The following is a 22,854-nucleotide window of genomic DNA, read 5'->3' as shown; positions in this document are numbered from 1 at the left end:
CCGGATTCGTCGATATATCAACGTCAGGATCAAGGAGGCAACATGACTGTCAGCAGCATTACGAGACCGATCGAAATGGTGGGTTCGGTCATCGACGTGATCGATTCCACGCCCGATGTGCTGGGCGAATCAATCATCTGGGATGAGAAGACACAACTGCTCTGGTGGGTGGATGGCATCGGGCAGGCGATCCATCGCCTCGACATGTCGAGCGGCGCGAAGAAAAGCTGGCCGATGCAGGAAGAAATCGGCAGCATCGGCCTGCGCGCCAAGGGCGGCCTGATCGTGGGCATGCGCTCAGGGTTCTACTTTTTCTCGCCCGAGACCGGCGAACTGACCGAAGTGGCGCGTCCCGACGCCGAGCGGCCGAAGAACCGCTTCAACGACGGCAAATGCGATCGTCACGGCCGCTACTGGTCTGGCACGGTCGAAGCAGCCGCCTATACCCCGCGCGGACGTCTGTTCCGTCTCGACCCCGATCTGAAGCCGCATCTCATCATGGAGGGCATCACCTGCATCAACGGCATCAGCTTCAGCCCCGATAACCGGCTCATGTACATGACCGATTCGTTCAGCTGCCAGATCGACGTGTTCGACTACGATTCGGTCGATGGCGCCATCTACAACCGCCGCAAGTTCGCGGAAGTGCCGCTCGGGCGCGGCATCTGCGACGGCTCGACCGTCGATGCCGACGGCTGCTTCTGGAGCGCGAACATGGACGGCTGGTGCGTTACGCGCTATGACCCGCGCGGGAAAATCGACATGGTTGTCAATCTGCCGGTGCGACGCGTGAGCAGCCTGTGCTTCGGCGGTCCGGACCTCGATACCCTGTTCATAACGACGGCGCGCCGGCGGATGAGCGAGAAGGAACTCGCGCAGCAGCCGCTCGCGGGCAACGTGCTTGCCGTGCGGCCTGGCGTCAAGGGTTTGCCGGAGCCGGAGTTTCTCGGATAAGGGCGTGCGTGGCCCGGTCATTTCGTCCCAGGTTGCGATGCGGTCCGGATCTTCAGGCTCGCGTCGCGCGAGGATCGCGATATACTGACTGATCGATCGAATAGTCGGGCCATGGAGTTTGCCGGAGATGAAAACACAACAGGAAAAGAAGGCGTCCGCACACGCCGGCAACGGTGCTCAGGAATCTGAGCGCGCGCCGGGTACGCGCCTATCCGCGATTCTGAATGCGGCCGAGCGCGTGTTCGGCGAGCATGGCTACGCCGGAGCGAGCATGCGAAACATCGCGGATGAAGCGGGCGTCGCGCAGGCGCTTGTGCACTACCACTACGCGACCAAGGACAAGCTCTACGAGGCCGTATTCGAGCGGCGCTCCTTAGCGATCAATCAACACCGTGGCAAGCTGCTCGACGACCTGTTTGCGAGCGAACGGAAGGCCACCGTCGAAGACGTGCTGACGATTGCCTTCACGCCGCTATCGGAGATTTTTCATGGCGAGGATGCCGTGAATCTGGCGCTCTACGTGCAACTGGTGGCGTCCGTGAGTCTAGGCAGCGACGAGCGCTCCCGGCGCATTCGCGAAACCTACTATGACCCGATTGCTGAGCGAATCATCGATGCCCTACATACGGTCGTGCCTGGCATCGCACACGAGCAGGCGGTGTGGGCGTATCTTTTCTCTGTCGGAGCGCGGCAGCAGGCCCATGCACTCAATGGCCGGGCGACGCGACTAGGCGCACAGGACCGCGCAAAGAAGTCGACAGCGCATTATTCGGACCTCGTTCGCTTCGCGGCTGCGGGCATTCGTGCGTTGGTTCGCAACGAGACAGACGTCACAGCGTTATCGAAGGGTCCCGACGACCGTGTCGCCAAACCGCCAAGCAACCGAAAACCTTCGCCATCGCGTACCCACTGAGTTGCGCAATGGGCCGTTTAACGATGCGCCCTGGTCACGCGGCCGCCGGACGTTGACTCTAATTGGAGAAGCCGATCCATCCGCAGATCGGTATGGGCGCCCTCTCACAGTTCGTCGAGGGGTTGCCACGAGCGCCTGCACTGAGCCCGGCATGACACCCGCCCTTCCGCCCACAGACTATCGGGACTGGACTGCCCCAGCACGCCCAGCGCACGAGCGTTTGTCCCGACACCTGCCGACGGTTGGAATTGAGTCGTCAAGTTCGCCCGATTGGCACTCAACACATTTGCGCTTCTGAGCTTCCCTCGGTTTTTCGCCTTCCACAGGTCCCGAGTTATGCAGCGGCATCCTTGGTCTGCTGAGCTTTGCTCCAGTCCTGCAGAAACTGAACCGGCGATACGAAGCCGAGCGACGAATGACGACGGCTGCGGTTATAAAACACTTCCAGGTATTCAAACAAGTCTGCCATCGCTTCCTGATGTGTCCGATAGCGAATCGCATGGACGCGCTTGTTTTTCAGGCTGTTAAAAAAGCTTTCCGTCGGCGCGTTGACGCTCCTATGTCAAGAAGTGCGAGCCGAATCGGCCAAGTCGGCCAGAATGAGCGGGTACAGCTGCCTGACGATATAGCGCTTCAGGCAGCGATGAATTTCCTTGTTCGACATGCCTTCCCTGGTTCGTCGCTCGACGTACGCCCGGGTTCTGGGGTCACTGCGCATTCGCACCATGGCAATGGTCCACAGGGCGTTGTTTGCGGCGCGGTCACCTCCACGGTTCAGGCGATGTCGGACCGTTTTGCCAGAGGATGCTTGCAATGGGCTGGTGCCACAAAGCGCGGCGAGAGCAGCATCGCTTTTTAAGCGTTCCGGATTGTCGCCTGCAACGGCTACAAGCACTGCCGCCGTTTGAGGTCCAACCCCGAATTGTTCTCGAAGCCGTCTGGCATGCTTGAGGGTCAGGCTTTCGAGCATCGCATCGAGCGTCGCGAGTTCTTCCGCGAGCGCGAGGTAGCGCTTTGCCAACAAGCGCAGCGTGGTGGCCAGAGTCTGCAACATCGGCGTGTTACCCAACGAGCGCAGCCGTGCGCAGTTGGCAACGCATTCAGCGGTCTTTGTCCTCAGCAGACGTTCGCGGATGTCCTGCGGCGCGCTTACCAGCAAGGCCCGTAACTGATTGATCGCCTGCGTCCTGGCTTTGACGGCGCTGCGACGAGCAACGGAAACAGCTCGCATCGCTTCGGCCGCCCCGGACTGCTCTTTGGGAATCGCAGTAGCCTTTCCGGCGAGGACCGCACGCGCAGCGTTTTCCGCATCGGTCGGATCGGACTTTCCGCGCGATCGACGCGCAGCCCGATCAGGACGATTGACCTCCAGTACCTCGATCTCGTGATCGCGCAACACGCGGGCAAGGCCTGCGCCATAGGTGCCGGTTCCTTCAACACCAGCCCGGCGCAGGTGGCCAAGAGAATTCGCCCAGGTCAGCAGCTTGAGATATCCCGCCGTCTCGGCCGGCACCGAGAGGGTTCCGAGGAGCTTTCCTGTTTCGTTGATTGCTGCCCCGACATGCGTATCGAGATGCGTGTCGACGCCCAAGATGACTTCGTGTTGTTCCATGCGTGTTTCCGTCGTGGTGGACGCATCGCCAACCCCATTCGCTGGACAGGACACTCACGGTGCAGGACAAAGCTCCTATCAGGTCACAAACGCTGGGCCCGGCAACGCTCGGGGAACGCCGGAGTCCGATCGACAGGTCAACGCCAAGGCAGCTCGGCCAATCCCAGCACGGGTCAGATCGGTCCGACGTTCGAGGCGTATTTTGAACTGAGTGTCCCAGCAATTTCCCTTGCGACTCATCGAGCAGCGCATGCCATATTCCGTCAGCTTGCGCTGGAAGTCGTGGCTTGCGTACTGGCTACCCCTGTCGGAATGATGCAGCGCGCCGGGCTCAGGCCGACGTCGGAACCACGCCATCGTCAGCGCGTCAATCACGATGTCCGCCGTCATGCGGGGCTTGATCGACCAGCCGACAATTTCCCGGTTGAACAGGTCCAGCACGATCGCCAGATACAGCCAGCCCTCGTCGGTCCAGATGTACGTGATGTCTGAAGTGAACACCTGATTCGGCGCCGTCGGCCTAAAGTTGCGCTCCAGCAGATTCTCAGCGACCGGCAGCTTGTGCTTCGAGTCCGTCGTTACCTTGTAGCGCTTCTTGTGCCGCGCCCGGATACCGTTCTCCCGCATAAGCCGCTCAACCCGTTCCTTGCTGGCCGGAAAGCCGCGCGCGCGAATCTCCTCGGTCATCCGCGGCGATCCGTAGGCGCCCTTGACCTCGGCGTGGATCGTGCGAATCAGCGCCAGTAACTGTTCGTTGCTCAGGCGTTTGCGCTCGGGTGCGCCGCCGCGCTTCCATGCTCGATAGCCGTTCAGACTGACCGACAGGACCTCGCACAGTGCCGACAGCGGAAAGTGCCGGCACTGCGTATCAATCCAGGCGTACTTCACAGGAGGTCCTTCGCGAAGAACGCCGCCGCTTTTTTTGCGATTTCAAGTTCCATCTGCAGGCGCTTGTTTTCGGCTCGCAAGCGCGACAGTTCCATCTGTTCTGGCGTCACAGCCTTTGTCCCGGCGCCGTTCAGCTTGCCTGCCTCTGCAGCTTTCACCCAGTTGCGCAGGGTCTGCGGTGACATCTTCAATTCACGAGACACGGCACGGATGCTTTGTCCATCCTTGACCCGTTGCACGGCGGCCGCCCTGAACTCCGCCGTATAGGCTTGGTTTGGTACCTTGAACATTGTTCTTTTCCTTCCTTCAGATCGAGTTTACACACGACCCGCTGGAAGTCGAAATTTCGGGGGAAGCTCAGCGCGCTCAGGCCCGTCTGGATATCGTCGACTGGATTGAGGGCTACTACAATCGAGAACGCCTGCACACCTCTATCGATTTCTGCACTCCAGTCGACTACGAGGCTAGGTTGATCGCTGCATGATTTGCTGTACGTGGAAACGAGGCAGGGTCACCACAAATACTCGACCGGATTGAGGTCTGGGGCATAGCCGGGCAGCAGAGCCATCTGTATTGCTCCATGCGTGCTGTCGAGATATTCGCGCACCACGCCGCTTCTGTGCTGTGCAGCGCCATCCCACACGATCAACAACTTGCGCTTGAACTGCGTGCGCAACGCCTTGAGAAATTCCACAATCTGCGCGCTCTTGATTGCGCCAAACTTTCGGCCATCGAGCCGCCGAAGTAGCTTGCCTTCGTCGGCGACCACCCTGCGTGCGTCACGCGTGGCGCGCAGATAGGTGCCGATGAACGCATGCATCGCGCCGCGAGCCATCCGGTGACCTGCTGCGGCGACCATTCCAGTTGCAGCTTTGCCGCCACGATTTTTGCCAGCGCCGGTGTCGCGACCAGTTTGCACGCCTTCGGGCGCAGCGCCCGCTGCCAGGCAAGCTCATCAGCGGAGTCGGCCCGATAGACTTTCTCGCCGCTGTTGCGCTTGATCTCGCGGCAGATCGTAGACGGCGCTCGCGACAGGCGCCGTGCGATCGATTGGATCGAGTCATCCGCTGCGAGACCTCTTGAGATTTCTTCGCGCTCGGCAAGCGTGAGCGACCGCTTCGATCGCCGTCGCGGTGGAGGCTGGATTCCTCCAGTTTGCGCCAGTATTCCCGCTACGGATGAATGATTACGATCGAATAGCTGCGCAATATGCTGCAGCGACTCGCCCGCACGCCAGCGCTCCCACATCAGCGCCTTCTGACTCTCACTGAAATAGATTCGGCGTCTCAGTTTCATCGCAACACTCCCGCCGCTTACATAGCGTTATTGTGTTGCATCGACCGGTTGAATCCGCCAACGAACAACGGCCCTTTCTCGACGACATCTTCCTGCGCAATACCCAAGCCACCGGCGACGATCAAGAGCGATTGATACCGCGCGGAGCGATCCCGATGGACGCCCGCCAATGTTTCAATCGAGTTCCCTATCCAGCGTTGAAGGTCATCATAGAGGCGTCGAGATGATTCGCATGTCGGTTCATGGTCCAGCTTCGCGTCATGCTTCTATTTGTGGCGCTGACGCTTGGCGTTATATCCGCATCGATCGAGCTGCATGGCGCTTCGGTCCGGCCGATGATGAGGTGGTATGACCGATCCCTTTCGGGCCTCCGCCGATGAAAGGCCGGGGTGGCGGGCGGGAACCGGCGTTGTGTACTACGCTGCTCATGCTATCCCCGCGCGCCTGCCGCGTTGGCCACAACGGGCTCGGCACCGCGCAAAGTTGCACACCCATAGGGCTGCCTCCTGTCTGCGAACGACGAAGCAGCCAGTGTTTCCAAGGTCCGTCCGCAATGCGCCTCGCCGGTCTACTTCGGAGGCCTCCATGGTCATGAGCGCCAGCGAGGCGTTTGCCACCCGCGCGCATCGAAGGCGACGAGTTGGCGTAGCTCTTGCCAATCTATTAGGTCTATACGCCGCGCCAGAGTTCGTAAAAGCAACGCGAATAAGCGTCTGTGATCATCCGACCTATAAGGCGGCATCAACGCGATCGGGAGTACAAAGTACGATAAATCAATCGCATGAGCAGGCCAAAATAAAGCATCTCCCGCGGTGTTCAAAGGTGTACAGTCGGAACATGCCTCGCGTTTTATGGAGGCGGCCTTCAGAGGTACTTATGCGACTGGAAAATAGGAATGCACTTCCCGCTGCGGCGAACGAAACTGCTTACAACCCGGACCGTCGGGCACGACACCTCGTTCTTCAAGCTGAGGACGCTGAGCGGGCAGACCAAAGGCGCATCAGCTATGCACTCATCGATTCGACTCTGAGCAAGTGGCGATATTCTGCTGACGGTATGAAAGGCTCATCTTGACGCACTTATCTAGAAGCGCTGTACGACGCGTCGTTCACCGAACGATGGGGTTATTTGATGGACAGAGTCGCTGCGCAGCCGCGATCGACGTGCCGTTGGCCCCGCCAAGTAATTCGTCTGTTCCGTGTCCAAGCAAGGTGCCACCGGGCCAGATAAGCGCGGCCTTCGATAGCGCCTACGATTGCAGATAGATTGAAGCGTCGAGCCCCTGCATTAAACGGATAGACACTAGGAAGCCAGTCATGAACGAGCGCTTGATTGATGTAGTAGACCGCAACGGCACCGTGTTGCACACGTACCCAATTACACTAAACGAGTCGGCCCACACCACCGACGCCTTCGACGATTCACAATACCGCGCTAAGGCGCTCGAAGCGGCAGCCAACGGCCGGCTCGTAGCCGACACTGAACTTAGCACCTTGAAAGCCAGGCAACATGTTGATCGCGGCGGTCAGATGGCTCCTTACGGCGACGACATGGAGAGCAATTCGGAAACGAAACGCGCTCTGGACGAGGGTGTGCGGGAGCGCGCATACCTGTTCTGGGAGAAAGACGGACGCCCGGATGGGCGCGCGGAAGAACACTGGCAACGGGCGCGTGATCAGCATCTTCGGGAACGGGCCTACGTTCTCTGGCAGCAGGAGGGAAGTCCGGAGGGCCGTCAAGATGAACATTCGCGTCGACTCGTTGACTTTCAGGCACAGTGATTCGCCGATCAAGTCTAACGGTTCTATGAAGGACCGGAACAGTGCCGGTTGCACGTTGACCGTGCTTGGACCGATACGCCGATGTCACCCTGGATGTAGCCGCGAAGCACCCTGGGGGCGGGCAGCTTGCGGTTGCCACGGTTTCCCTCCACTGACGCCGCGCGGGCACTTGGACATCGTTGACGGCAAAGTTGTCGCCGCCGAATTGTGAGATATCAGCCCCGATGTGGGCAGTGTGAGGGAGCACCTTATGCAATACCCGCTATATGTGCACGGTGACAGCCGTAACGGTTTCCGCGCTAGTTTCGCCGATCTACCCTTAGCCTGTGCTCGTGGCGCCACGCTTGATGAACTCCGCTCGAGTGCGCAGGGCGCGGTCGAACTGCAATACGACAGAAGTGAGCAACTTATACCGGGTCCGACCGGCAGCATGTCGGAACTCCAGTCGTTACCAATGGACGATGGTCACGGCATTTGGATGTACGTCGAGATCAACCTGGTGCGGGTCACATCGCAGGCTGTAAGCGTTGAGTTCAGCCTTCCGGCAAGCCTGCTGCACCAAGTCGATGCGTGCGCAAAACAGCGTCATTTGACGCGCTCGGCGTTCTTTGCGCTAGCTGCGGCGCGTGAGGTTGGGGTCCTGGAAATGGGTGAACGTCCGCAACTCCCGTCGTGGCGCGCGGCTCCAGAGTGAAGACTAATGGGCATTAAAGTCAAGAACACGGAGAAGCAAGGACTCGCAACGCGAGTCGTTGCTCATTTCGATGAAGAGGAAATGTCATGATAGGTAAACAGGTAGATGCCGAAGAATTGACGGAGAGCAGGAGTAGCAGGCAGGCCGCAGCGAATGCGACGGATGATGGGATGCGGATTGCCGAGGACGACGGCGAAAAGGCCGTCGAACAGAGCACGGAATGCAGCCCAGAAACAGAAGTGGTCCAAGAAGCGCAGACTGACAGTGATTCGTGAGACCACTACGAGGGGGAATAGACGACGCAAGCGATCGCGCCAGTAAAGGCGTGGTAGAACTCGCTGTGGAAAACGTGAATCGAACTCCCATTCAATCGCCAATCGGATATGTGCAATGTCGTCATCAATGACGAGCAGCTCGTAGGCGCACAGATGCGGAATTGCTCTCGCCATTGCTCCTCACTTCTGATCAGCGTTGAACCGCGGTTCAACAAGGGCGTTGGCGAAACGCCGAATTGCATTAAATATTGTCGTACTTTTCTATGCGCTTCAATAGTCCAAAGATTGTGTCGCGCTGATGCGCGAGGAGACTTTAGGCAAGCATTTCCTAACGACAAAGCGTCGCCACTGATCGAGCTGTAACACATGGCTAGGTACGAGATCGAGTCCAGTGAGGCTCAAAGGTCGCTCACGTCCGCTCCATCGATTTTTCCGTCCACGATGTCCTCGCCTCGCTGCCAAGCGGCGCGCCGCGCAGCGCCGAAGTCTGCGATCGCCGCCGCCAGATTCAACCTGAATACGCGGCTCGCACCGGCTGCGTCTCGACGGCACACCCGTACCGCAACCTCGTAGCCTTCGGCATACCGCGAATGCTGGTCAAAGCGATCGAATTTGCGTTCAAACACAAGGGGATGAAGCTCAAAGCCTTTATAGATGCGAGGCGACAAGGTTGACATGATGTTTCTCCAAGGCCTTTCCACTATACGCGCAAATTCGTGCGCCGATTATATTTCGCGCAGGTGGTGGCCCTTCTCGGTTGAGTCCGCGTTTGGAAGTCTTATGCTTGCTGACGACGACAGTCAAATAGATCGCGACAACAGCGAAAGATGCGATCACAATGGGTGACACCGGGTCGTTCCGTGCCCGCGAGGAGGGGAGCGAGATGGCAAAAGGTCAAATGCGTAGCAATCGTGAGGCGAAGAAGCCGAAACAGCCTAAAAAGCTGTCAACTCCCGCCAGCGATCTGATAAAGATGCCTGCCCCGAAGGCTCCAACGGCGACGAGTCGGCCCAAGAAAACGTGAGCTCTATTTGTGCTTTCCGGAATTCAAGAGATACAGATGTCGCAATGTCGAGAAGTTACGACGCGTTCAATCGTCGCGCATGTGCAGCGTCTCGTCGCGAACCAGCGGTGATTGCGGTGGGACGCGAGATACACCGCTCGGAGAGCAGAGAAAACGTCGAGGACGAACAGGCAATCCGACAACGTGAAAACAGCAATCGACGTCCTGTGCCGACTTCGGCTGTCTCCGGCGGCAGACTTAAAACCCCAGATGAGACTCAGCAACCGGCAACATTCACACGCAGCAATCACGTCTCTGGAGTCTCCAGTGCTCACCGCGCCTCTCTTACGTCTGGACGGCGACCTCTTCTTCAATTATGAGATTCGAAAAAGGACGTTTCGAATTCAAGTATCGCTCGGGTGTTTGAGCGATGTCTTTGAATCCGACGGTTCGATATCCGGAGACCGAGATGCTTTTTTGGAAAACATCGAGCCAATCCTCATAGTGGCGAATAGCAAGGCAGCGCACGGTTTCGAGTCACCTATCAAAATTCTGAGCGCGGATTTCCGGCTATATCACACCGCCGTGTAGGTGCTGGTCGCCACTGTTAATGCGCCGAACACTGGCGGCGACATCTCAAGGAGCACGATGGGAAACTATGACTCGTGGCGTAAGGCGCTGGAGCTGCCATACGCGTCGTTAGCCGATTCCTACGATCTGTATGGCGATGAGCTTCGTGCGTTCCGCGGTCGTAGATTTCGCGTGGCGGATCCAACTGGCGACAACATTTCCCGCCCGCCGCCGCCGGGCTACTGCCCTAGTTCTGCCGTGTTGCCCCGCGCGGTCGAGCGCTGCCGCCAGAGAGCCAAGTTCGCGATACGACAGGCCTGTTTTTGAGGCCTGGATTCAACGGCCAAGTAAGTTAAGGACCTCTGCACAGCCCCTTTATAATGACTGCGTCCAGATGGACGATGGCAGGATGCGACCAGTATGTCCGGGCTGAACTTTTGTCGCGACACGTCGGTCTGGCAATGTCGGTGACCGACTCGCTAGGGCCCACGGTTTGTGAAATGGAGCGAGAGCCGGCACGGACTTAATCGTGCGCGGCATGTTTAGAGGCCTTAACAAAATGAGCTGTTCAATCTTCGCCAACAGATGATGCAGCAAGCGATTTTCATGAAGGCTTCGTGGATGAAAGCGAGCCGTTCGAAGCGGATGCGTAGCCGGCGAAAGTTGTGAAGCCACGAAATGGTTCGCTCCACGACCCAGCGTGTTTTCCCTAGTCCGCTGCCGTGAGGCTGACCGCGCCGAGCGATTTCGGTAGCAATGCCGGCGGCATGTAGTGGACGTCGATATTTGTCGTGGTCGTAGGCTCTGTCGCCTTGAACGACCCGAGGCTTCGATAGTGGTCGGCCACGCTTGCCGCTGATGGGCGGGATCGCCTCGACCAGCGCTTGAAGCTGAGTGACGTCGTTGCGGTTGGCGCCGGTCAGTATCACCGCGAGCGGGATGCCCTGCGCTTCGGTGATGAGGTGGTGCTTTGAACCGGGTCGCGCGCGGTCTGTGGGATTCGGTCCTGTTTTTGAAAATATCGACGTCCACTAAATGCCGCCAAGTCCGCCTTCATTTGCAACGCATACGCGGCTCGCGAAGGGCTTGCCCCCGGCCGCGATTACAGCGTGCATCCCATCGGGGCGACGTTTAAACGACTGGACGCGCTGCGGGAGAACCCCGACTTCTCGGCATCTATCCTGAACCCGCCGTTCTCCATCATCGCCCGTCAAAAGGGTTTCAGGAGTCTCGGCAGCCTTGTCGAAATCCTCGGCAGTTATCAGGCCACAGCCTTGTGCGGCATGCGCTCGTGGGTGAACGATAACGAAGACATTGTCAAGCGGTACCTTGTCGCTTATTGAAGGGACTGCGTCGAGTGTTCGATCCGGCATTCGCAGAGCGAAACCTGTCGTGATTGCAGAGCCAACTGCAGTTAGATATCGACGCGGCGCGCGCGACGCTCTCAGCACTTGCAGATGGAAGATCTGGGCTGACCCTCGATGCTCGACTCGATCCCGCGGGTGTGGCAACGGTCCTCCAGTTGCGACGAGCGTTCGAGCCTTCGGACGCCCGAACGTTCAACCAAGCGCAGATCGACGAGACGTTGCTGTCGGTAGCCATCGCGTCGCTGGCCTGACCATCCGGTTTGGGAGAAGCCGGGTCATACCGACAATAGCGGGTGATCCCGGCGCATCGCCGCCTCGGCTTCCTCCACCGCAAACAACTCTTCCCGCGTGCGCCCGTCCCGTTCGGCGACTCTCGAATGTCCGTTTCGCCGGGGATTGAGGCCGTGCCCTCGGCAATTTGCGCGCCGCAAAGGCCATCGAGGGGGAGGTAACGAGAGCTTGGTTGATCACGTCGGGTGTCGCGGCCGGCCGGCGACCGGATCATACTTCGGTTTGCTCAGCCATCTCGAGTGCATCGTCTACCGCGATCCCGAGGTATCGCACGGTGCTTTCAATTTTTGTATGGCCCAACAACAATTCGACGGCACGTGTCACGGGGCGGCACTATGGAGCCATTCTGAGGGCGGCGTAAAGGCGCCACCTGATGGGCGGCGTAATGGCGCCACCCTAAGTGCGGCGTATTGGAGCCACTCGAGGGGCGGCGCATAGGAGCCAGCAGCATCGGGGCGAGAACGCGATTCGAACTTTCCAAGTCGGTACTCTCCGTTCTATTTGAGCGGGGCGTCCATGGCCAATCGGAGGTTCGAATTGTTCGAGTACCGCCAAGTCCTTGTCCGCATGCGGCAGGGCGATTCCGACCGCGACATCGCGCGCGGCGGCTTGATGGGACGCAAGAAGTTGACGACCGTGCGCCGGGAAGCCGAGGGGCTCGGATGGCTGGATCCGACACAGCCGTTGCCGGATGACGCCACGATCGCTGGCGTTTTCGGTCGCTCGCCGCACTTGCCGCACACCTGCGTGTCGACGGCAGAGCCGTTCCGTGAACAGATCCGCGACTGGTCGGCTGCGGGCGTCCAGGGCACCACCATCCACGCCGCCCTTCAACGCAATCACGGCTACACGGGCAGCTATGACGCCGTGAAGCGCATGCTGCGTCGTCTGGGTGCCGAGCGCAAGCCGGGGACCACGACGACGATCCTAGAGTTTCCTCCGTCGGACGCGGCGCAAGTCGACTTCGGCGCCGGCCCAGTGCTCACACATGAATCCGGCCTTCCGCTCAAGACGTGGATCTTTGTGATGACGCTTTGCTGGTCGCGTCACCAGTACGCCGAGATCGTGCTCGACCAGACGGTAGAGACGTGGCTGGCCTGCCATCGGCGCGCCTTCGAATGGTTCGGCGGCTGTCCCGGCCGGATCATCATCGATAACGCGAAGTGCGCGATCGTCAAGGCGTGCCGATATGAGCCTGCAGTCCAGCGATCCTATGCCGCGCTTGCTGAGGGATATGGATTCCGGATCGACGCATGTCCGCCGCACGACCCTGCTAAAAAAGGAATTGTTGAATCTGGAGTCAAATACGTAAAAAAATCCTTCGTACCGCTACGCGAGTTCAGGGATCTGGCCGATGCGAACCGGCAATTGCGCGACTGGGTCACGCAGCAGGCCGGCACCCGCGTGCACGGCACGACCCGCGACCTCCCGCTTGCGCGCTTTGCCATCGAACGCCCGCTGCTTGCACGCCTGCCTGACGTGCCGCCGGTGCTGGCCGTGTGGAGCGAGGTCAAGGTGCATACGGACGGCCACATCGTCTACAAGAACGCGCTGTACTCGGTGCCGTTCACGCTTGTTGGCAAGCAGCTGTGGTTGAAGGTCACCGATACCGTGGTACAGGTGTTCCACCGGCATGAACTCGTTGCGACGCATCCGCGACTACGCAAGCCTGGTGATCGGCATACGGTGCGGGATCACCAGCCGCCCGAGGCGCAGGCGTGGCTTGAGCGCGATCCGCAGTGGTGTCTGGCCCAAGCTAGAGAGATTGGGCCAGCCTGCCTTGCAGTGATCCTCGCGATGTTCAACGACAAGGTGCTCGTGAACCTGCGCGGCGCGCAGGGTCTCGTCCGTCTACGCGAGAAGTACGGCGACGCGCGCCTGAACGCCGCCTGCGAGCGCGCACTCACGTTCTCCAGCCCGAAGTATCGCACCGTTAAGGTCATTCTCGACAAGGGACTGGACGGCCAGCCAGCAGCGACGGCACAGGCGACGGAACCGGCCGACACCTACGTGAACGGTGGCCGCTTCGGCCGCGATCTCCAGTCCTTTCTACTGCATTGAACGCCATGAATCCAAGTCCCGAACTGAATATCATCCTCAGGCAGTTGCGACTGTCTGGCATCCTGGACTCCCTCGAACAGCGCAATCGGGAGGCCATCGATGGGCAAATCGCCTACACCGAGTTTCTTGCCATGCTGCTGCATGACGAAGTCGCACGACGTGCGCAGAAGAAGCTCGGCGCGCGTCTTGCCCGCGCCGGCTTTGCGATGGGCAAGACGCTCGAGACCTTCGACTTCGACCGACTGCCTAAACTAAACCGTTCGCACCTTCACGACCTTGCGACGGGCCGATACATCGACGAGAAGGTCTGCGTTCTGATGGTCGGCCAGACAGGCGTCGGCAAGTCGCATTTAGCGCAGGCGCTCGGGCACTGTGCCGCGCGCCAAGGTCGCGATGTGCTGTTTATCAACCAGACCGATCTGCTCAAGAAGCTGCATGCGGCGCGCGCCACGGATCTATACGAACGTAAGTTTCAGCAGTTCGTGCGTGTGCCACTGCTGATCGTTGACGACTTTGCGCTCAAGCCGCTTCGTGCACCCCACGATGAGGACTTTCACGACCTGATCGCTGCAAGGTACGAGCGCGCAGCCTCGATCTTGACTTCCAATTTGGACTTCAGCGAATGGGGCGACGCCTTCCCCGACAACCGCGTTCTTGGAGCTGCAACGCTCGATCGCCTGCGCCACGGCGCCTATCGTGTCGTCATCGAGGGCGAGAGCTTCCGCAAGCCCAAACCGATGCCCGACAACGGCGAAAATGCGGTTGCCAAAAACGGCAAAAAACCGCAATCTTGAAACCGTTCGAATCCGCGTTTTACCCCGCTTCTGCTGGCGCCATTACGCCGCCCATCCCCGGCGCCATTACGCCGCCCCGTGACAGCACGTGCGTCGATAGATCAACGACGCTTCGTTCGTCGCATCGTATGTGTACCGTACGCGGTGTCATCGAGTCCGATCGACGCGACCCAACGATGAACGATGCGGGCATACTGGCGCGTCGACAGGTGCGCTGATGCATGCAGTCGACTCCGAAACAAATAGTCGGCAGGCTTCAATCCCCGCGTCGAAATCCACGCGGAGACACTCTGACGTGTCTGCTCCGTGATTTCAGACTGCACAGGTCGATGCGTTTTCTGCTGCATGAAAGTCGCGGGAGCAACGACATGACCTCCCATGTAGACGTCATGCACCTGCAACCGCGTCAAATCGCACGCTCGAAGCTTACTATCGATCGCGAGGTTGAACATCGCCAATTCGCGAGAGTTGGACGACATCTGGAGCCTTGTTCGAATCGCCCAGATTTCTCGGAGCTTCAACGGCGGCTTCTGGCCGGTTAGCCTCCCCTTGTTCCAAGGCGCGTGACGAGCGCCAGGATTAAGCGTTTCCATGACAATCTCCTCTTCAACAAAAAGGGAAATCGATTGTGCGCTTGCGGAGTGGTCAACCTCCGACCTAAGCGGTCGTCCTTCAAATCAGAGGATGAATCGCTGAAAACGCCGACAACTCACCTTCCAAAGCGGACGTGTGCATGTAGCACGACTTCCTCAAGCGTGCGCCGGGCCGGCGTTCCTCAAGCTGTATCCAGAGGTCAAGAAAGCTGCTGACTGTGATTCATGCTTTGGCGGCAAGCGTTAGCATCGTCGTCTCAAGCGTAGCTAATGCGGCGTATGGCCGTCGAAGGGCGAGGAACGAGTGAACTAGGCCGAGTCCATAGCGGCAGTCGCGGTCGTAATCGAGCCAAGCCTCGGCCAACTTAGCGAGGTCGAATACTTCACGCCTGAGAAATATGCTTGCCCATTCCGGCGATTCTTTCGCGCGCCGTTGCAGCGAGCCCGTTAGAAATAGTACATCAGTTGCCTTCATGCTGCCCCGCGCAAGAACGGTTCACCTACTTTGTCAGCATGGCGGGTGCCACGACCAATGCAGGGATGGGTTTCGGACGGCCGCCGAGCAACGGACGTATTGGACAACACTGGTGCTGCGAAAAGAGCGAAGCGCCGTATATCGCATTCCCATTCATTCGCTGCCCCATCGCACCCATTTGATTCGGGCTTTTTTGCGGATCGCCTTTTTTTCTCCCGCAGATGCAGTAGTATCGAACGATCACGGAAGTAACTTAAGTTCAGACGTTCGGCGTCCCGCGGCCATCTGACCAAGTCCCAGCGCGTGGAGGCGACGACAATAATGGATTCACACGTCAAGCAACCGGGGAAGCCTACTGGCCCGGGCTTCCCGGTGGTGGGCTTTGGCGCATCTGCTGGCGGCATCCAGGCGCTTCTGCAGCTTTTCGAGACTGCGCCGGCTACGCCTGGCGTCGCGTTCGTAGTCGTACTGCACCTGTCGCCGGATCACACGAGCCATGCGCACGAGGTCATTCAAAGAGTGACGGACCTCGTAGTTCGCCAGGTCAGCACCCAGTGCCACTTGAGAAGGACACCGTTTATGTCATCCCGCCGGGCAAGCTGCTATCGATGGTCGACGGCTACCTGCGCTTGAGCGACCCCGAGCCGCCACGATTGCCGCCCACGTCGATCGATGTCTTTTTTCGCAGCCTCGCGGATGCACATGGCTCCCGTTCCTTTGCAGTCGTTCTTTCGGGTGCGGGCGCCGATAGCTCTGTCGGCATTTCCCGCATCCGTGAACGCGGCGGGTGACCATCGCTCAGCGACCCGACGAGGCACAGTACGGCGATATGCCGCGCAACGCCATTGCGACTGGCGATGTCGACCTTGTTCTTCCCGTCAACCAGATCGTCCCCAGAGTGTTGGCGCTCGCCCGTAATGCCGCGGAGATCGTATTGCCGGCTCCGTCGGACGAAGAGCTGCCGGGAGAACAACAACCGGCGGTAGTCGAAGCGGACGCAATCGATCAGGTGCTTGACGTTGTTCGCGCGCGCACGCATCACGACTCCACCAACTACAAGCGCGGCACTATCGTGCGTCGCATCGAACGTCGCATGCAGGTCAATGGCCTGTCGACGGCAGGCGCTTACTATGAATTCCTCGAAGCAAACCCGGAGAAGACGCCCAGGCTCTTGGCGGACCTGCTAATCGGCGTCACGAACTTCTTTCGCGATCCCGACGCGTTCGCGGTACTCGAGCAGACGGTCATTCGGAGATCATGAAGCATCTCGGAAGCCGCGACGAAGTGCGCGCCTGGGTGCCGGCATGCACGACCGGCGAGGAAGCATTTGCTGTTGGACGAAGCTGTACGCCGCCTGCCCCGCCGCGTTCGCGTTACCGTTTATGCCAGCGATATCGACCAAAGGGGCTATCGCAATCGCCCGCGCGGCCAGCTACCCGCAAGCCATCGAGAACGATATCTCGTCAGCTCTGCTGAGCCATTATTTCAGCAAGGACGGTAACCGGTACCGCTTTGGTCAAATCGCTTCGAGACACGGTCAGCTTTGCCGCTCATAACGTGCTGTGCGATCCGCCTTTCTCGCGCGTCGACCTCGTGTCGTGCCGCAACCTGCTGATTTACATGGACCGGCGCGCGCAAAAGCAGGTTTTCGAGATGAACTCAGCCCCATCGCCCCTGAGTCCATCTGCTTCGAAGTGACCGAAACCACTGCGATTGCCAATCTCACGGCCGCCGCCCGTTTCATCCGCACGTTGAAGAAGCGCGGCTGCAAGTTCTCGCTCGACGACTTCGGCGCGGGCATGTCTTCGTTTGGCTATCTGAAGCACCTGCCGGTCGAGTACATCAAGATCGACGGCGGATTCATCAAGGACATGCTCAAGGATGCCGTTAGCAAGGACATGGTGGCAGCGATCAACGACATCGGCCATTCGATGGGGCCTCTGACCATCGCGGAATACGTCGAGAACGAAGCGATCCCGCGCGCGCTGAGGACGATGGGCGTGGATTTCGTTCAGGGATTCCATGTGGGCCGACCGGCCCTCTGGGCGCAGAACGTTGAATTTCTTGCAATGACGTAGGAGGAGATGTTGGATCCCACTTTTCAGCGGGTTGGCGACTTGAAGGACATCGCCACCTATCCAGCCCGGTTGGGCGACGTGCTCAACGATACCAACGAGACCAAGCAAACTGTCATCAGCCATCCCATCTTTGCCGCGATGCGTGAAGCGAAGCTCACCTCGCGACAGGCCGAAGCGTTCCTCGTTAACGGCTGGCCGGTCGTCGAGCAATTTCCGCAGTACATGCCGATGAATCTGCAAAAGCTGCGCTATGGCCATTCGCGCGGCGAGGATCTGGCGCGGCGCTATCTGACCTGCAACATCCGCGTCGAGCAAAACCACGCCGATTATTGGGTGGACTGGGCAACTGCGCATGGTGTCAACAAGCGCGCACTGATGAAAGGCGGCGGTCCGTCCCTCGCTTACGCGCTCTCGCACTGGTGCTGGAAGAGCAGCAGCGGCGATCCGCTGGCCGCGAGCATCGCCGCGACCAACTTCGCGATCGAAGGCGTCACCGGCGAGTGGTCGACGCTTGTTTGCAGCAGCGACACGTACGCGAACAGCTTCCCGACGTCGATGCGCCGAAAGGCCATGCGCTGGCCCAGTCTGCACGCGCACTACGACGACGCGCACCCGTGGGAGGCACTCGAGATCGTCGCGACGCTGCTCGGCAACGCGCCCGGCGTGGACGAGGTGCACGCGGTGAAGCGCAGTATCGACATGAGCTACGAGTATTTCAAGCTGAGTCTCGACTGCTGCCTCTAGACTGCCGGTTCACCTGCTTTCCCTTGTTGTGCGTTCATCGCCCCCGGACCCGGTGGCTCAGCCGATGCGGACGCGCACGCCGTCACCGATTGAATCCGAAACGAGAAGAAAAGAAATGAAGCTGAAACACATTGCATGCGCGGCGCTCTCAGCCATGAGCATGGCGGCCGTGACGAGCGCACATGCGCAGTCGGCGGGCGATATTCACGTCAGTGCCGGCTGGATGCACTTCGCACCGCAGGATTCGAGTGGCCCCTTCAACATCACCGCGCTCGGTCAGACGGTCACGAAACGAGGCGCAAGCGCGTCGGTAAGCGATGCAGATACATTTGGACTGACCCTGCAGTATTTCGTCACCGACCACATTGCGGTCGAAGCGGTGACGGGCGTACCGCCGAAGTTTCATCTCAGCGGCGAGGGCACGCTCGGGCCGCTGGGCGAACTGGGTACGGCCCGCGAGTGGAGCCCGACGGTACTGCTCAGTACTTTTTCCTCAGCACGCAGAGCAAGTTCCGACCTTACGTCGGCGCGGGCGCCTCGTATGTGTGGTTCTCGGACATCAAGCTGAGCCAAAAATGGCCAACGGCGCGTTCCTCTATTCGCCGCAAACCGGCACCGCGCTGACGGGCCCGACTAGCGTGCATGCCTGGCTTGACTTTTAGATCAACGGATCAGGTCATCGTTCGAAAGCCCAACCACACGACATTCCCAGTTACCAGTCCGGTCATCCAAGTTGGCCCGCCCAGCGAAGCAAATGGCCTTTGCCATTGGCTTGGTCATGTTCGACGTCAGCATTGCGAGGCTGAATGTCTTCCGTTACGTGTTTCGGAATCAGATCGCCGAACTCAGCGAGAGGCATTGACACTCTGTGGAACGGAGTCCTTACCTTGCGGCTCCAGCCAGCGAATGCAACGCGACAAATTGCCATTTCCGTCGACGGCGACTGTCGAACCATAAGCAAGCCCGACAGCCCGCGGCGTTCATAGAGCAGTATCGTGCGTGCGACACACTGGCACCGTGAAGCCGGTTTCAATGCCCGGCTTCTTCCACCGTCAGATTGTTGGTAACTGACGATACACCGGGTACGCCTTCGGCTATTTTCCCCGCGAGATCTATCTGCTTCTGATCGGGCGCCATCCCGACCAGCGTAACCTTGCCGCTGCGAGCAACAGCGTGAATATCGGCCGATTCCAAACCTTTTTGCTTGTACAGCGTGGTCTGAACCTGCTTCGCGAGTTGCCGATTCGCTGCTTTGGCGGATGATTTCGAGGGAGTCGCTACGGCTGTCTCTTGCGCACCAACAACGGGCACGGTCGCGATGATCGCGCCGACGGAAATCGCCGTGGCAAGGAAGATGTTCGTGGATGTCATTTCTTTTCCTCAGGTGAAAGTGGTAAAGCTGGAGCAGAAACGCAAAGAACACCGGTCAACCGCGCCTACGGAAAAACTGCGCAAACCGGTTGTCGTGCCCTGCGGCAATGCACCTATATTCTAAGCATGGAGGCGCTCTATTTGGACGTTAAAATTTCCTCTACTGCTCAGTTCGCGGTGCATCATCCGCGTTCAGCCCTGATATTCAGAATATAGTGCGCGGAGCTAACGCCTTGTGCGTCGAGCGGCAAAAAGGGCAGCGTTGGGTGAGGTCATCGGCGTGTTCGGCTTCTTGTTGCATCATTGATGAACGGTAGCCTGCTACCCTACGCGCAAGCACAGATATTGCTGACGGAAGGTGTCCCCCGCATTTTGGGGACGCACCCGCTGCGAATTTGCGCGCACTCGGCGAATGAGTTCCGGCGGGATCTGGCAAAATGGCGAGGTTACAAATGGCAACTGGTACCGTGAAGTGGTTCAATGATGCGAAGGGTTTCGGCTTCATCACCCCGGATGATGGCGGCGAGGACCTCTTCGCGCACTTCTCCGAAATCAAAACGGAAGGCTTCAAGTCGCTGCAGGACAATCAGAAAGTAAGCTTTGACGTAAAAACGGGTCCAAAGGGAAAGCAAGCCGCAAATATCGTCCCTGTCTGACAACACCTCAGACGAACCAGCGTTGAGGTAGAGGAAAACGAGAAGGCCTACAGCGTAAAACTTGAGGATTGTTCAGCGCCGACTCAATAACCTGAGACCGTAGACGCTCGCACAACTCTTTTGAGGCGGCGGCACCGCCGGCGCCACCCTTTGATACGCTCGATTGACGGCGTCCTTAACCGCTTTGCCGGCAGTGAACTTGATCGTCTTGTCTGCCGCGATCTCGACACGCTCACCGATCTTCGCATTGCGACCGGTGCGCGCGGCAAGTTCGCCGGTCCAAAATGAAGCGGCCCGATGCTAGTTCACTGATTTATGTGACCACGGGCGGCCCCACCTATCAGAAGCAATCCGACGCATCGATGCGCAAACGTGGCTCAACGATCCAGATATTCTCTTAGCTTATCGGCGTGGCTCGGATGAATCAGTTTTCGCATTGCCTTGATTTCAATCTGTCGAATCCGCTCGCGGGTCACGTCAAACTGTTTGCCCAGTTCCTCGAGCGTATACTCGGTTGGAGTATGGAGCCCGAAGCGCATGCGCAGTACTTTTGCTTCGCGCGGTGACAGCGCTTCGAGCGCCTCATCGATCGCGGCACGCATGTTTGCGTGAACGGCCGCGTCTGCGGGAGATGCCGCGTCTGAATCCTCGACCATGTCTCCAAGCGTGACGTCGCCATCCTCGCCCACGGGGGTCTCCAGCGAAACGGAATGCTTGGCAACCTTTAGCATGTCGCGGATCTTTTGTTCCGGCATCTCCATGTGCTCGGCGAGCACCGCCGGGTGAGGTTCCTGTCCGGTCTGCTGCAGTATTGCGCGCGAAATCCGGTTGAGCTTGTTGATCGCCTCGATCATGTGTACCGGCACACGAATTGTGCGAGCCTGATCGGCGAGCGAGCGCGTCACCGCCTGCCGCACCCACCACGTCGCGTATGTCGAAAACTTCCAGCCGCGTCGATACTCGAACTTGTCGACCGCTTTCATCAAGCCGATATTGCCTTCCTGAATCAGATCCAGAAAGTGCAAGCCGCGGTTCACGTACTTTTTTGCAATCGAGATAACGAGGCGCAAATTGGCCTCGATCATCTCGCCTTTGGCGTGCCGCACTTTCGCCTCAGCCGCCATCATCTGTCGGTTGATCTTCTTAAGCTGTTGCAGTGTCAGTACCGCATTCGATTCGATATCAATCAGTTTTTGCTGCTCGGCCCGGATCGCTGGCAGACTGCGTTCGAGCGCGTCGCCATATTCGCGTGACGCCGCCGCCGAGTTCGCGGTCCAACTGAGATCGGTTTCGTGGCGTGCAAATGACCCGAGAAACACTTCGCGCGGCATCCCGCAGCGGCCCACGGCTATCTGCAAAATACGGCGTTCGACCGTGCGCACGTGCGCCACTTGCTGCTGCACGTCCGCGCACAGCCGGTCGATCGTTCGCGGCGTAAAGCGAACGGGTGCGAGTTCCCGCTGGATCTCTTCACACAGTCGTGCGAAGGCGGCCTCGCCCTCGCCTCGCGGGATGCAAGCTTGCGGTAGTTGGGCGAGCAACGCACGCACTCGCGCAAAGATAGCGAGGCAGTCGCTCGTCAACTGCTTTCGGCGCGCATCGTTTGCTTTGTTCGTTTCCGCAGCCTCGAGGTGGCCGTCGTCGTCCCCCTCGCTACGGTCATCTGTGTCCAGTTCGACATCCGCTGCAGCGGCGACGTCCGCTGCCAACGGTTCGCCCTCTGCGGTGTCGTCGTTGAGACCGTCAACCAGTTCGTCGATGCGCAGTTCACCGGCCGCGACCTGCTCCGCAGTCGCAAGGATCGTGTAGATCGTCGCCGGGCACGCCGCGATCGCCTGGACCATTTCGTGAAGTCCGCCTTCGATGCGCTTGGCAATTTCTATCTCGCCTGCGCGAGTAAGCAACTCCTTCCCGCCCATTTCACGCATATACATCCGCACAGGATCGGTGGTGCGACCGAATTCGGAGTCCACCGTCGAGAGCGCGGACTCCGCCTCCTCGTCAGCCTGTTCGTCGGACGCGACTGTCGGTGCAGCGTCGTTCAACAGCAGCGCTTCGACGTCCGGCGCCTGCTCATAAACCGTGACGCCCACGTCATTGAACGTGCTGACGATTGTCTCCATGGCGGCGGTGTGCGCGAAGTTGTCCGGCAAGTGATCGTTGATTTCGGCATGGGTGAGATAGCCACGTTCCTTACCTAGCTGGATGAGCGCGCGCATCCGGCGCTGCCGCTCTTCATCCTGCAACGCGGTCGTGCGGGCGTCGAGCGGCGGTATGGTGGCCGCTTTGCCCTTCGATGCCCGTCGTGCTGTCGTCTTCCGCGCGGGTACCGCCGAGCGTGGCCTCGAATCGTCCTGATCGAAACTTCCCATTATTTCTCCTTGATAGGTCGCGTCCGAGGGTGCTCTTTAACGACGGCCCTCCACCACTAAAATGCA

The 22,854-nt window shown here is 59.3% G+C and carries 17 protein-coding genes and 11 pseudogenes; 16 read left to right on the top strand and 12 right to left on the bottom strand.

Translation table 11 applies throughout. The features are described from left to right. Positions 1 to 42: 42 nt before the first annotated feature. Both LDZ23_RS32410 and LDZ23_RS32405 read left to right on the top strand, forming a co-directional pair. Positions 43 to 954 carry an SMP-30/gluconolactonase/LRE family protein gene (locus LDZ23_RS32410; RefSeq protein WP_244808483.1) on the top strand — a complete coding sequence of 304 codons (912 nt, stop codon included), beginning with the start codon at positions 43 to 45 and terminating at the stop codon, positions 952 to 954. A 127-nt stretch (positions 955 to 1,081) separates the two neighbouring features. Beyond that, on the top strand, positions 1,082 to 1,867 hold the full coding sequence (locus LDZ23_RS32405; RefSeq protein ID WP_244808482.1) for a TetR/AcrR family transcriptional regulator: 786 nt from the start codon (positions 1,082 to 1,084) through the stop codon (positions 1,865 to 1,867). Between the two features lie 334 nt (positions 1,868 to 2,201). Here the strand turns inward: LDZ23_RS32405 and LDZ23_RS32400 are convergent. The 3 genes and pseudogenes from LDZ23_RS32400 to LDZ23_RS32390 form a co-directional block, all read right to left on the bottom strand. Then, a pseudogene (locus tag LDZ23_RS32400) lies at positions 2,202 to 2,417 on the bottom strand (IS3 family transposase); the annotation flags it as partial. 12 nt (positions 2,418 to 2,429) lie between these two features. Further along, positions 2,430 to 3,479, bottom strand: coding sequence for an IS110 family RNA-guided transposase (locus tag LDZ23_RS32395; RefSeq protein ID WP_244808481.1), 1,050 nt, complete (start codon positions 3,477 to 3,479; stop codon positions 2,430 to 2,432). A 213-nt stretch (positions 3,480 to 3,692) separates the two neighbouring features. Further along, positions 3,693 to 4,657: pseudogene (locus LDZ23_RS32390) on the bottom strand (IS3 family transposase); the annotation flags it as partial. Between the two features lie 71 nt (positions 4,658 to 4,728). Between LDZ23_RS32390 and LDZ23_RS32385 the strand changes: the two are divergent. Next, positions 4,729 to 4,851, top strand: a pseudogene (locus tag LDZ23_RS32385) (IS3 family transposase); the annotation flags it as partial. Between the two features lie 30 nt (positions 4,852 to 4,881). Here the strand turns inward: LDZ23_RS32385 and LDZ23_RS32380 are convergent. Both LDZ23_RS32380 and LDZ23_RS32375 read right to left on the bottom strand, forming a co-directional pair. Next, positions 4,882 to 5,085, bottom strand: a pseudogene (locus tag LDZ23_RS32380) (transposase); the annotation flags it as partial. 110 nt (positions 5,086 to 5,195) lie between these two features. Continuing rightward, positions 5,196 to 5,663: pseudogene (locus LDZ23_RS32375) on the bottom strand (transposase); the annotation flags it as partial. A gap of 1,316 nt (positions 5,664 to 6,979) precedes the next feature. Between LDZ23_RS32375 and LDZ23_RS32370 the strand changes: the two are divergent. Continuing rightward, the gene (locus LDZ23_RS32370; protein ID WP_244808480.1) at positions 6,980 to 7,444 is read left to right on the top strand and encodes a DUF2934 domain-containing protein; all 465 of its coding nucleotides are present in this window, start codon (positions 6,980 to 6,982) and stop codon (positions 7,442 to 7,444) included. Positions 7,445 to 7,694: 250 nt separating this feature from the next. Beyond that, entirely contained in the window at positions 7,695 to 8,138 is a 444-nt protein-coding gene (locus LDZ23_RS32365; protein WP_244808479.1) for a type II toxin-antitoxin system HicB family antitoxin, read from the top strand. Between the two features lie 62 nt (positions 8,139 to 8,200). On the opposite strand, the gene LDZ23_RS32360 is transcribed toward LDZ23_RS32365, so the two are convergent. The 3 genes and pseudogenes from LDZ23_RS32360 to LDZ23_RS32350 form a co-directional block, all read right to left on the bottom strand. Further along, positions 8,201 to 8,587: a hypothetical protein gene (locus LDZ23_RS32360; protein WP_244808478.1), complete on the bottom strand. Its 387-nt coding sequence runs from the start codon at positions 8,585 to 8,587 to the stop codon at positions 8,201 to 8,203. Between the two features lie 224 nt (positions 8,588 to 8,811). Further along, positions 8,812 to 9,090 (bottom strand): hypothetical protein, encoded by a 279-nt coding sequence (locus LDZ23_RS32355; RefSeq protein ID WP_244808477.1) that lies wholly within the window; start codon positions 9,088 to 9,090, stop codon positions 8,812 to 8,814. 1,447 nt (positions 9,091 to 10,537) lie between these two features. Then, positions 10,538 to 10,999: pseudogene (locus tag LDZ23_RS32350) on the bottom strand (IS5 family transposase); the annotation flags it as partial. A gap of 96 nt (positions 11,000 to 11,095) precedes the next feature. On the opposite strand from LDZ23_RS32350, the gene LDZ23_RS32345 reads away from it, so the two are divergent. The 4 genes from LDZ23_RS32345 to istB all read left to right on the top strand — a co-directional run bounded on the left by LDZ23_RS32345 (position 11,096) and on the right by istB (position 14,499). After that, on the top strand, positions 11,096 to 11,329 hold the full coding sequence (locus LDZ23_RS32345; RefSeq protein ID WP_244808476.1) for a type 2 periplasmic-binding domain-containing protein: 234 nt from the start codon (positions 11,096 to 11,098) through the stop codon (positions 11,327 to 11,329). A gap of 53 nt (positions 11,330 to 11,382) precedes the next feature. Continuing rightward, positions 11,383 to 11,604, top strand: a complete 222-nt coding sequence (locus LDZ23_RS32340) for a hypothetical protein (RefSeq protein WP_244808475.1) — start codon at positions 11,383 to 11,385, stop codon at positions 11,602 to 11,604. A gap of 577 nt (positions 11,605 to 12,181) precedes the next feature. Continuing rightward, a complete protein-coding gene (gene istA, locus LDZ23_RS32335) occupies positions 12,182 to 13,705 on the top strand; it encodes an IS21 family transposase (protein ID WP_200889179.1) in 1,524 nt (507 codons plus the stop codon). Positions 13,706 to 13,710: 5 nt separating this feature from the next. After that, a complete protein-coding gene (gene istB, locus LDZ23_RS32330) occupies positions 13,711 to 14,499 on the top strand; it encodes an IS21-like element helper ATPase IstB (protein WP_008352246.1) in 789 nt (262 codons plus the stop codon). 87 nt (positions 14,500 to 14,586) lie between these two features. Here istB and LDZ23_RS32325 read toward each other — a convergent pair. Continuing rightward, positions 14,587 to 15,092, bottom strand: a pseudogene (locus tag LDZ23_RS32325) (tyrosine-type recombinase/integrase); the annotation flags it as partial. Positions 15,093 to 15,888: 796 nt separating this feature from the next. Between LDZ23_RS32325 and LDZ23_RS35105 the strand changes: the two are divergent. The 6 genes and pseudogenes from LDZ23_RS35105 to LDZ23_RS34960 form a co-directional block, all read left to right on the top strand. Beyond that, positions 15,889 to 16,405, top strand: a pseudogene (locus LDZ23_RS35105) (chemotaxis protein CheB); the annotation flags it as partial. After that, entirely contained in the window at positions 16,397 to 16,828 is a 432-nt protein-coding gene (locus LDZ23_RS32310) for a protein-glutamate O-methyltransferase CheR (protein WP_244808874.1), read from the top strand. The pseudogene LDZ23_RS35105 and the gene LDZ23_RS32310, both read left to right, overlap by 9 nt. 296 nt (positions 16,829 to 17,124) lie before the next feature. Then, positions 17,125 to 17,265: a CheR family methyltransferase gene (locus tag LDZ23_RS32305; RefSeq protein ID WP_244808873.1), complete on the top strand. Its 141-nt coding sequence runs from the start codon at positions 17,125 to 17,127 to the stop codon at positions 17,263 to 17,265. Then, positions 17,235 to 17,645 (top strand): annotated as a pseudogene (locus LDZ23_RS32300) (EAL domain-containing protein); the annotation flags it as partial. The gene LDZ23_RS32305 and the pseudogene LDZ23_RS32300, both read left to right, overlap by 31 nt. 6 nt (positions 17,646 to 17,651) lie before the next feature. Beyond that, positions 17,652 to 18,389: an iron-containing redox enzyme family protein gene (locus LDZ23_RS32295; protein ID WP_244808473.1), complete on the top strand. Its 738-nt coding sequence runs from the start codon at positions 17,652 to 17,654 to the stop codon at positions 18,387 to 18,389. Between the two features lie 64 nt (positions 18,390 to 18,453). Then, positions 18,454 to 19,013 (top strand): annotated as a pseudogene (locus tag LDZ23_RS34960) (OmpW/AlkL family protein). 405 nt (positions 19,014 to 19,418) lie between these two features. Here the strand turns inward: LDZ23_RS34960 and LDZ23_RS32280 are convergent. Beyond that, complete coding sequence (locus LDZ23_RS32280) at positions 19,419 to 19,760, bottom strand: BON domain-containing protein (RefSeq protein ID WP_244808471.1); 342 nt, start codon at positions 19,758 to 19,760, stop codon at positions 19,419 to 19,421. A gap of 452 nt (positions 19,761 to 20,212) precedes the next feature. Here LDZ23_RS32280 and LDZ23_RS32275 point away from each other — a divergent pair, with 452 nt between their 5' ends. Beyond that, a complete protein-coding gene (locus LDZ23_RS32275) occupies positions 20,213 to 20,416 on the top strand; it encodes a cold-shock protein (RefSeq protein WP_244808470.1) in 204 nt (67 codons plus the stop codon). Between the two features lie 159 nt (positions 20,417 to 20,575). On the opposite strand, the pseudogene LDZ23_RS32270 reads toward LDZ23_RS32275, so the two are convergent. Both LDZ23_RS32270 and rpoD read right to left on the bottom strand, forming a co-directional pair. Further along, positions 20,576 to 20,704, bottom strand: a pseudogene (locus LDZ23_RS32270) (HU family DNA-binding protein); the annotation flags it as partial. 89 nt (positions 20,705 to 20,793) lie between these two features. Continuing rightward, positions 20,794 to 22,788, bottom strand: a complete 1,995-nt coding sequence (gene rpoD / locus LDZ23_RS32265; protein WP_244808469.1) for an RNA polymerase sigma factor RpoD — start codon at positions 22,786 to 22,788, stop codon at positions 20,794 to 20,796. Between the last annotated feature and the right edge of the window lie 66 nt (positions 22,789 to 22,854).

The organism is Caballeronia zhejiangensis (genome assembly GCF_022879815.1).
Taxonomy (GTDB): domain Bacteria; phylum Pseudomonadota; class Gammaproteobacteria; order Burkholderiales; family Burkholderiaceae; genus Caballeronia; species Caballeronia zhejiangensis.
The sequence above is the reverse complement of the archived record's forward strand: the minus strand, read 5'-3'. Positions and strand labels throughout refer to the sequence as shown.

What these genes read in the sequence shown, in the direction of transcription:
- LDZ23_RS32365 (WP_244808479.1), top strand. Translation starts at nt 7,695, where the DNA reads ATGCAATACCCGCTATATGTGCACGGTGACAGCCGTAACGGTTTCCGC.
- rpoD (WP_244808469.1), bottom strand. Translation starts at nt 22,788, where the DNA reads ATGGGAAGTTTCGATCAGGACGATTCGAGGCCACGCTCGGCGGTACCC.
- LDZ23_RS32280 (WP_244808471.1), bottom strand. Translation starts at nt 19,760, where the DNA reads ATGACATCCACGAACATCTTCCTTGCCACGGCGATTTCCGTCGGCGCG.
- LDZ23_RS32310 (WP_244808874.1), top strand. Translation starts at nt 16,397, where the DNA reads ATGCCGCGCAACGCCATTGCGACTGGCGATGTCGACCTTGTTCTTCCC.
- LDZ23_RS32370 (WP_244808480.1), top strand. Translation starts at nt 6,980, where the DNA reads ATGAACGAGCGCTTGATTGATGTAGTAGACCGCAACGGCACCGTGTTG.
- istB (WP_008352246.1), top strand. Translation starts at nt 13,711, where the DNA reads ATGAATCCAAGTCCCGAACTGAATATCATCCTCAGGCAGTTGCGACTG.
- LDZ23_RS32360 (WP_244808478.1), bottom strand. Translation starts at nt 8,587, where the DNA reads ATGGCGAGAGCAATTCCGCATCTGTGCGCCTACGAGCTGCTCGTCATT.
- LDZ23_RS32395 (WP_244808481.1), bottom strand. Translation starts at nt 3,479, where the DNA reads ATGGAACAACACGAAGTCATCTTGGGCGTCGACACGCATCTCGATACG.
- LDZ23_RS32295 (WP_244808473.1), top strand. Translation starts at nt 17,652, where the DNA reads ATGTTGGATCCCACTTTTCAGCGGGTTGGCGACTTGAAGGACATCGCC.
- LDZ23_RS32410 (WP_244808483.1), top strand. Translation starts at nt 43, where the DNA reads ATGACTGTCAGCAGCATTACGAGACCGATCGAAATGGTGGGTTCGGTC.
- LDZ23_RS32405 (WP_244808482.1), top strand. Translation starts at nt 1,082, where the DNA reads ATGAAAACACAACAGGAAAAGAAGGCGTCCGCACACGCCGGCAACGGT.
- LDZ23_RS32355 (WP_244808477.1), bottom strand. Translation starts at nt 9,090, where the DNA reads ATGTCAACCTTGTCGCCTCGCATCTATAAAGGCTTTGAGCTTCATCCC.
- LDZ23_RS32275 (WP_244808470.1), top strand. Translation starts at nt 20,213, where the DNA reads ATGGCAACTGGTACCGTGAAGTGGTTCAATGATGCGAAGGGTTTCGGC.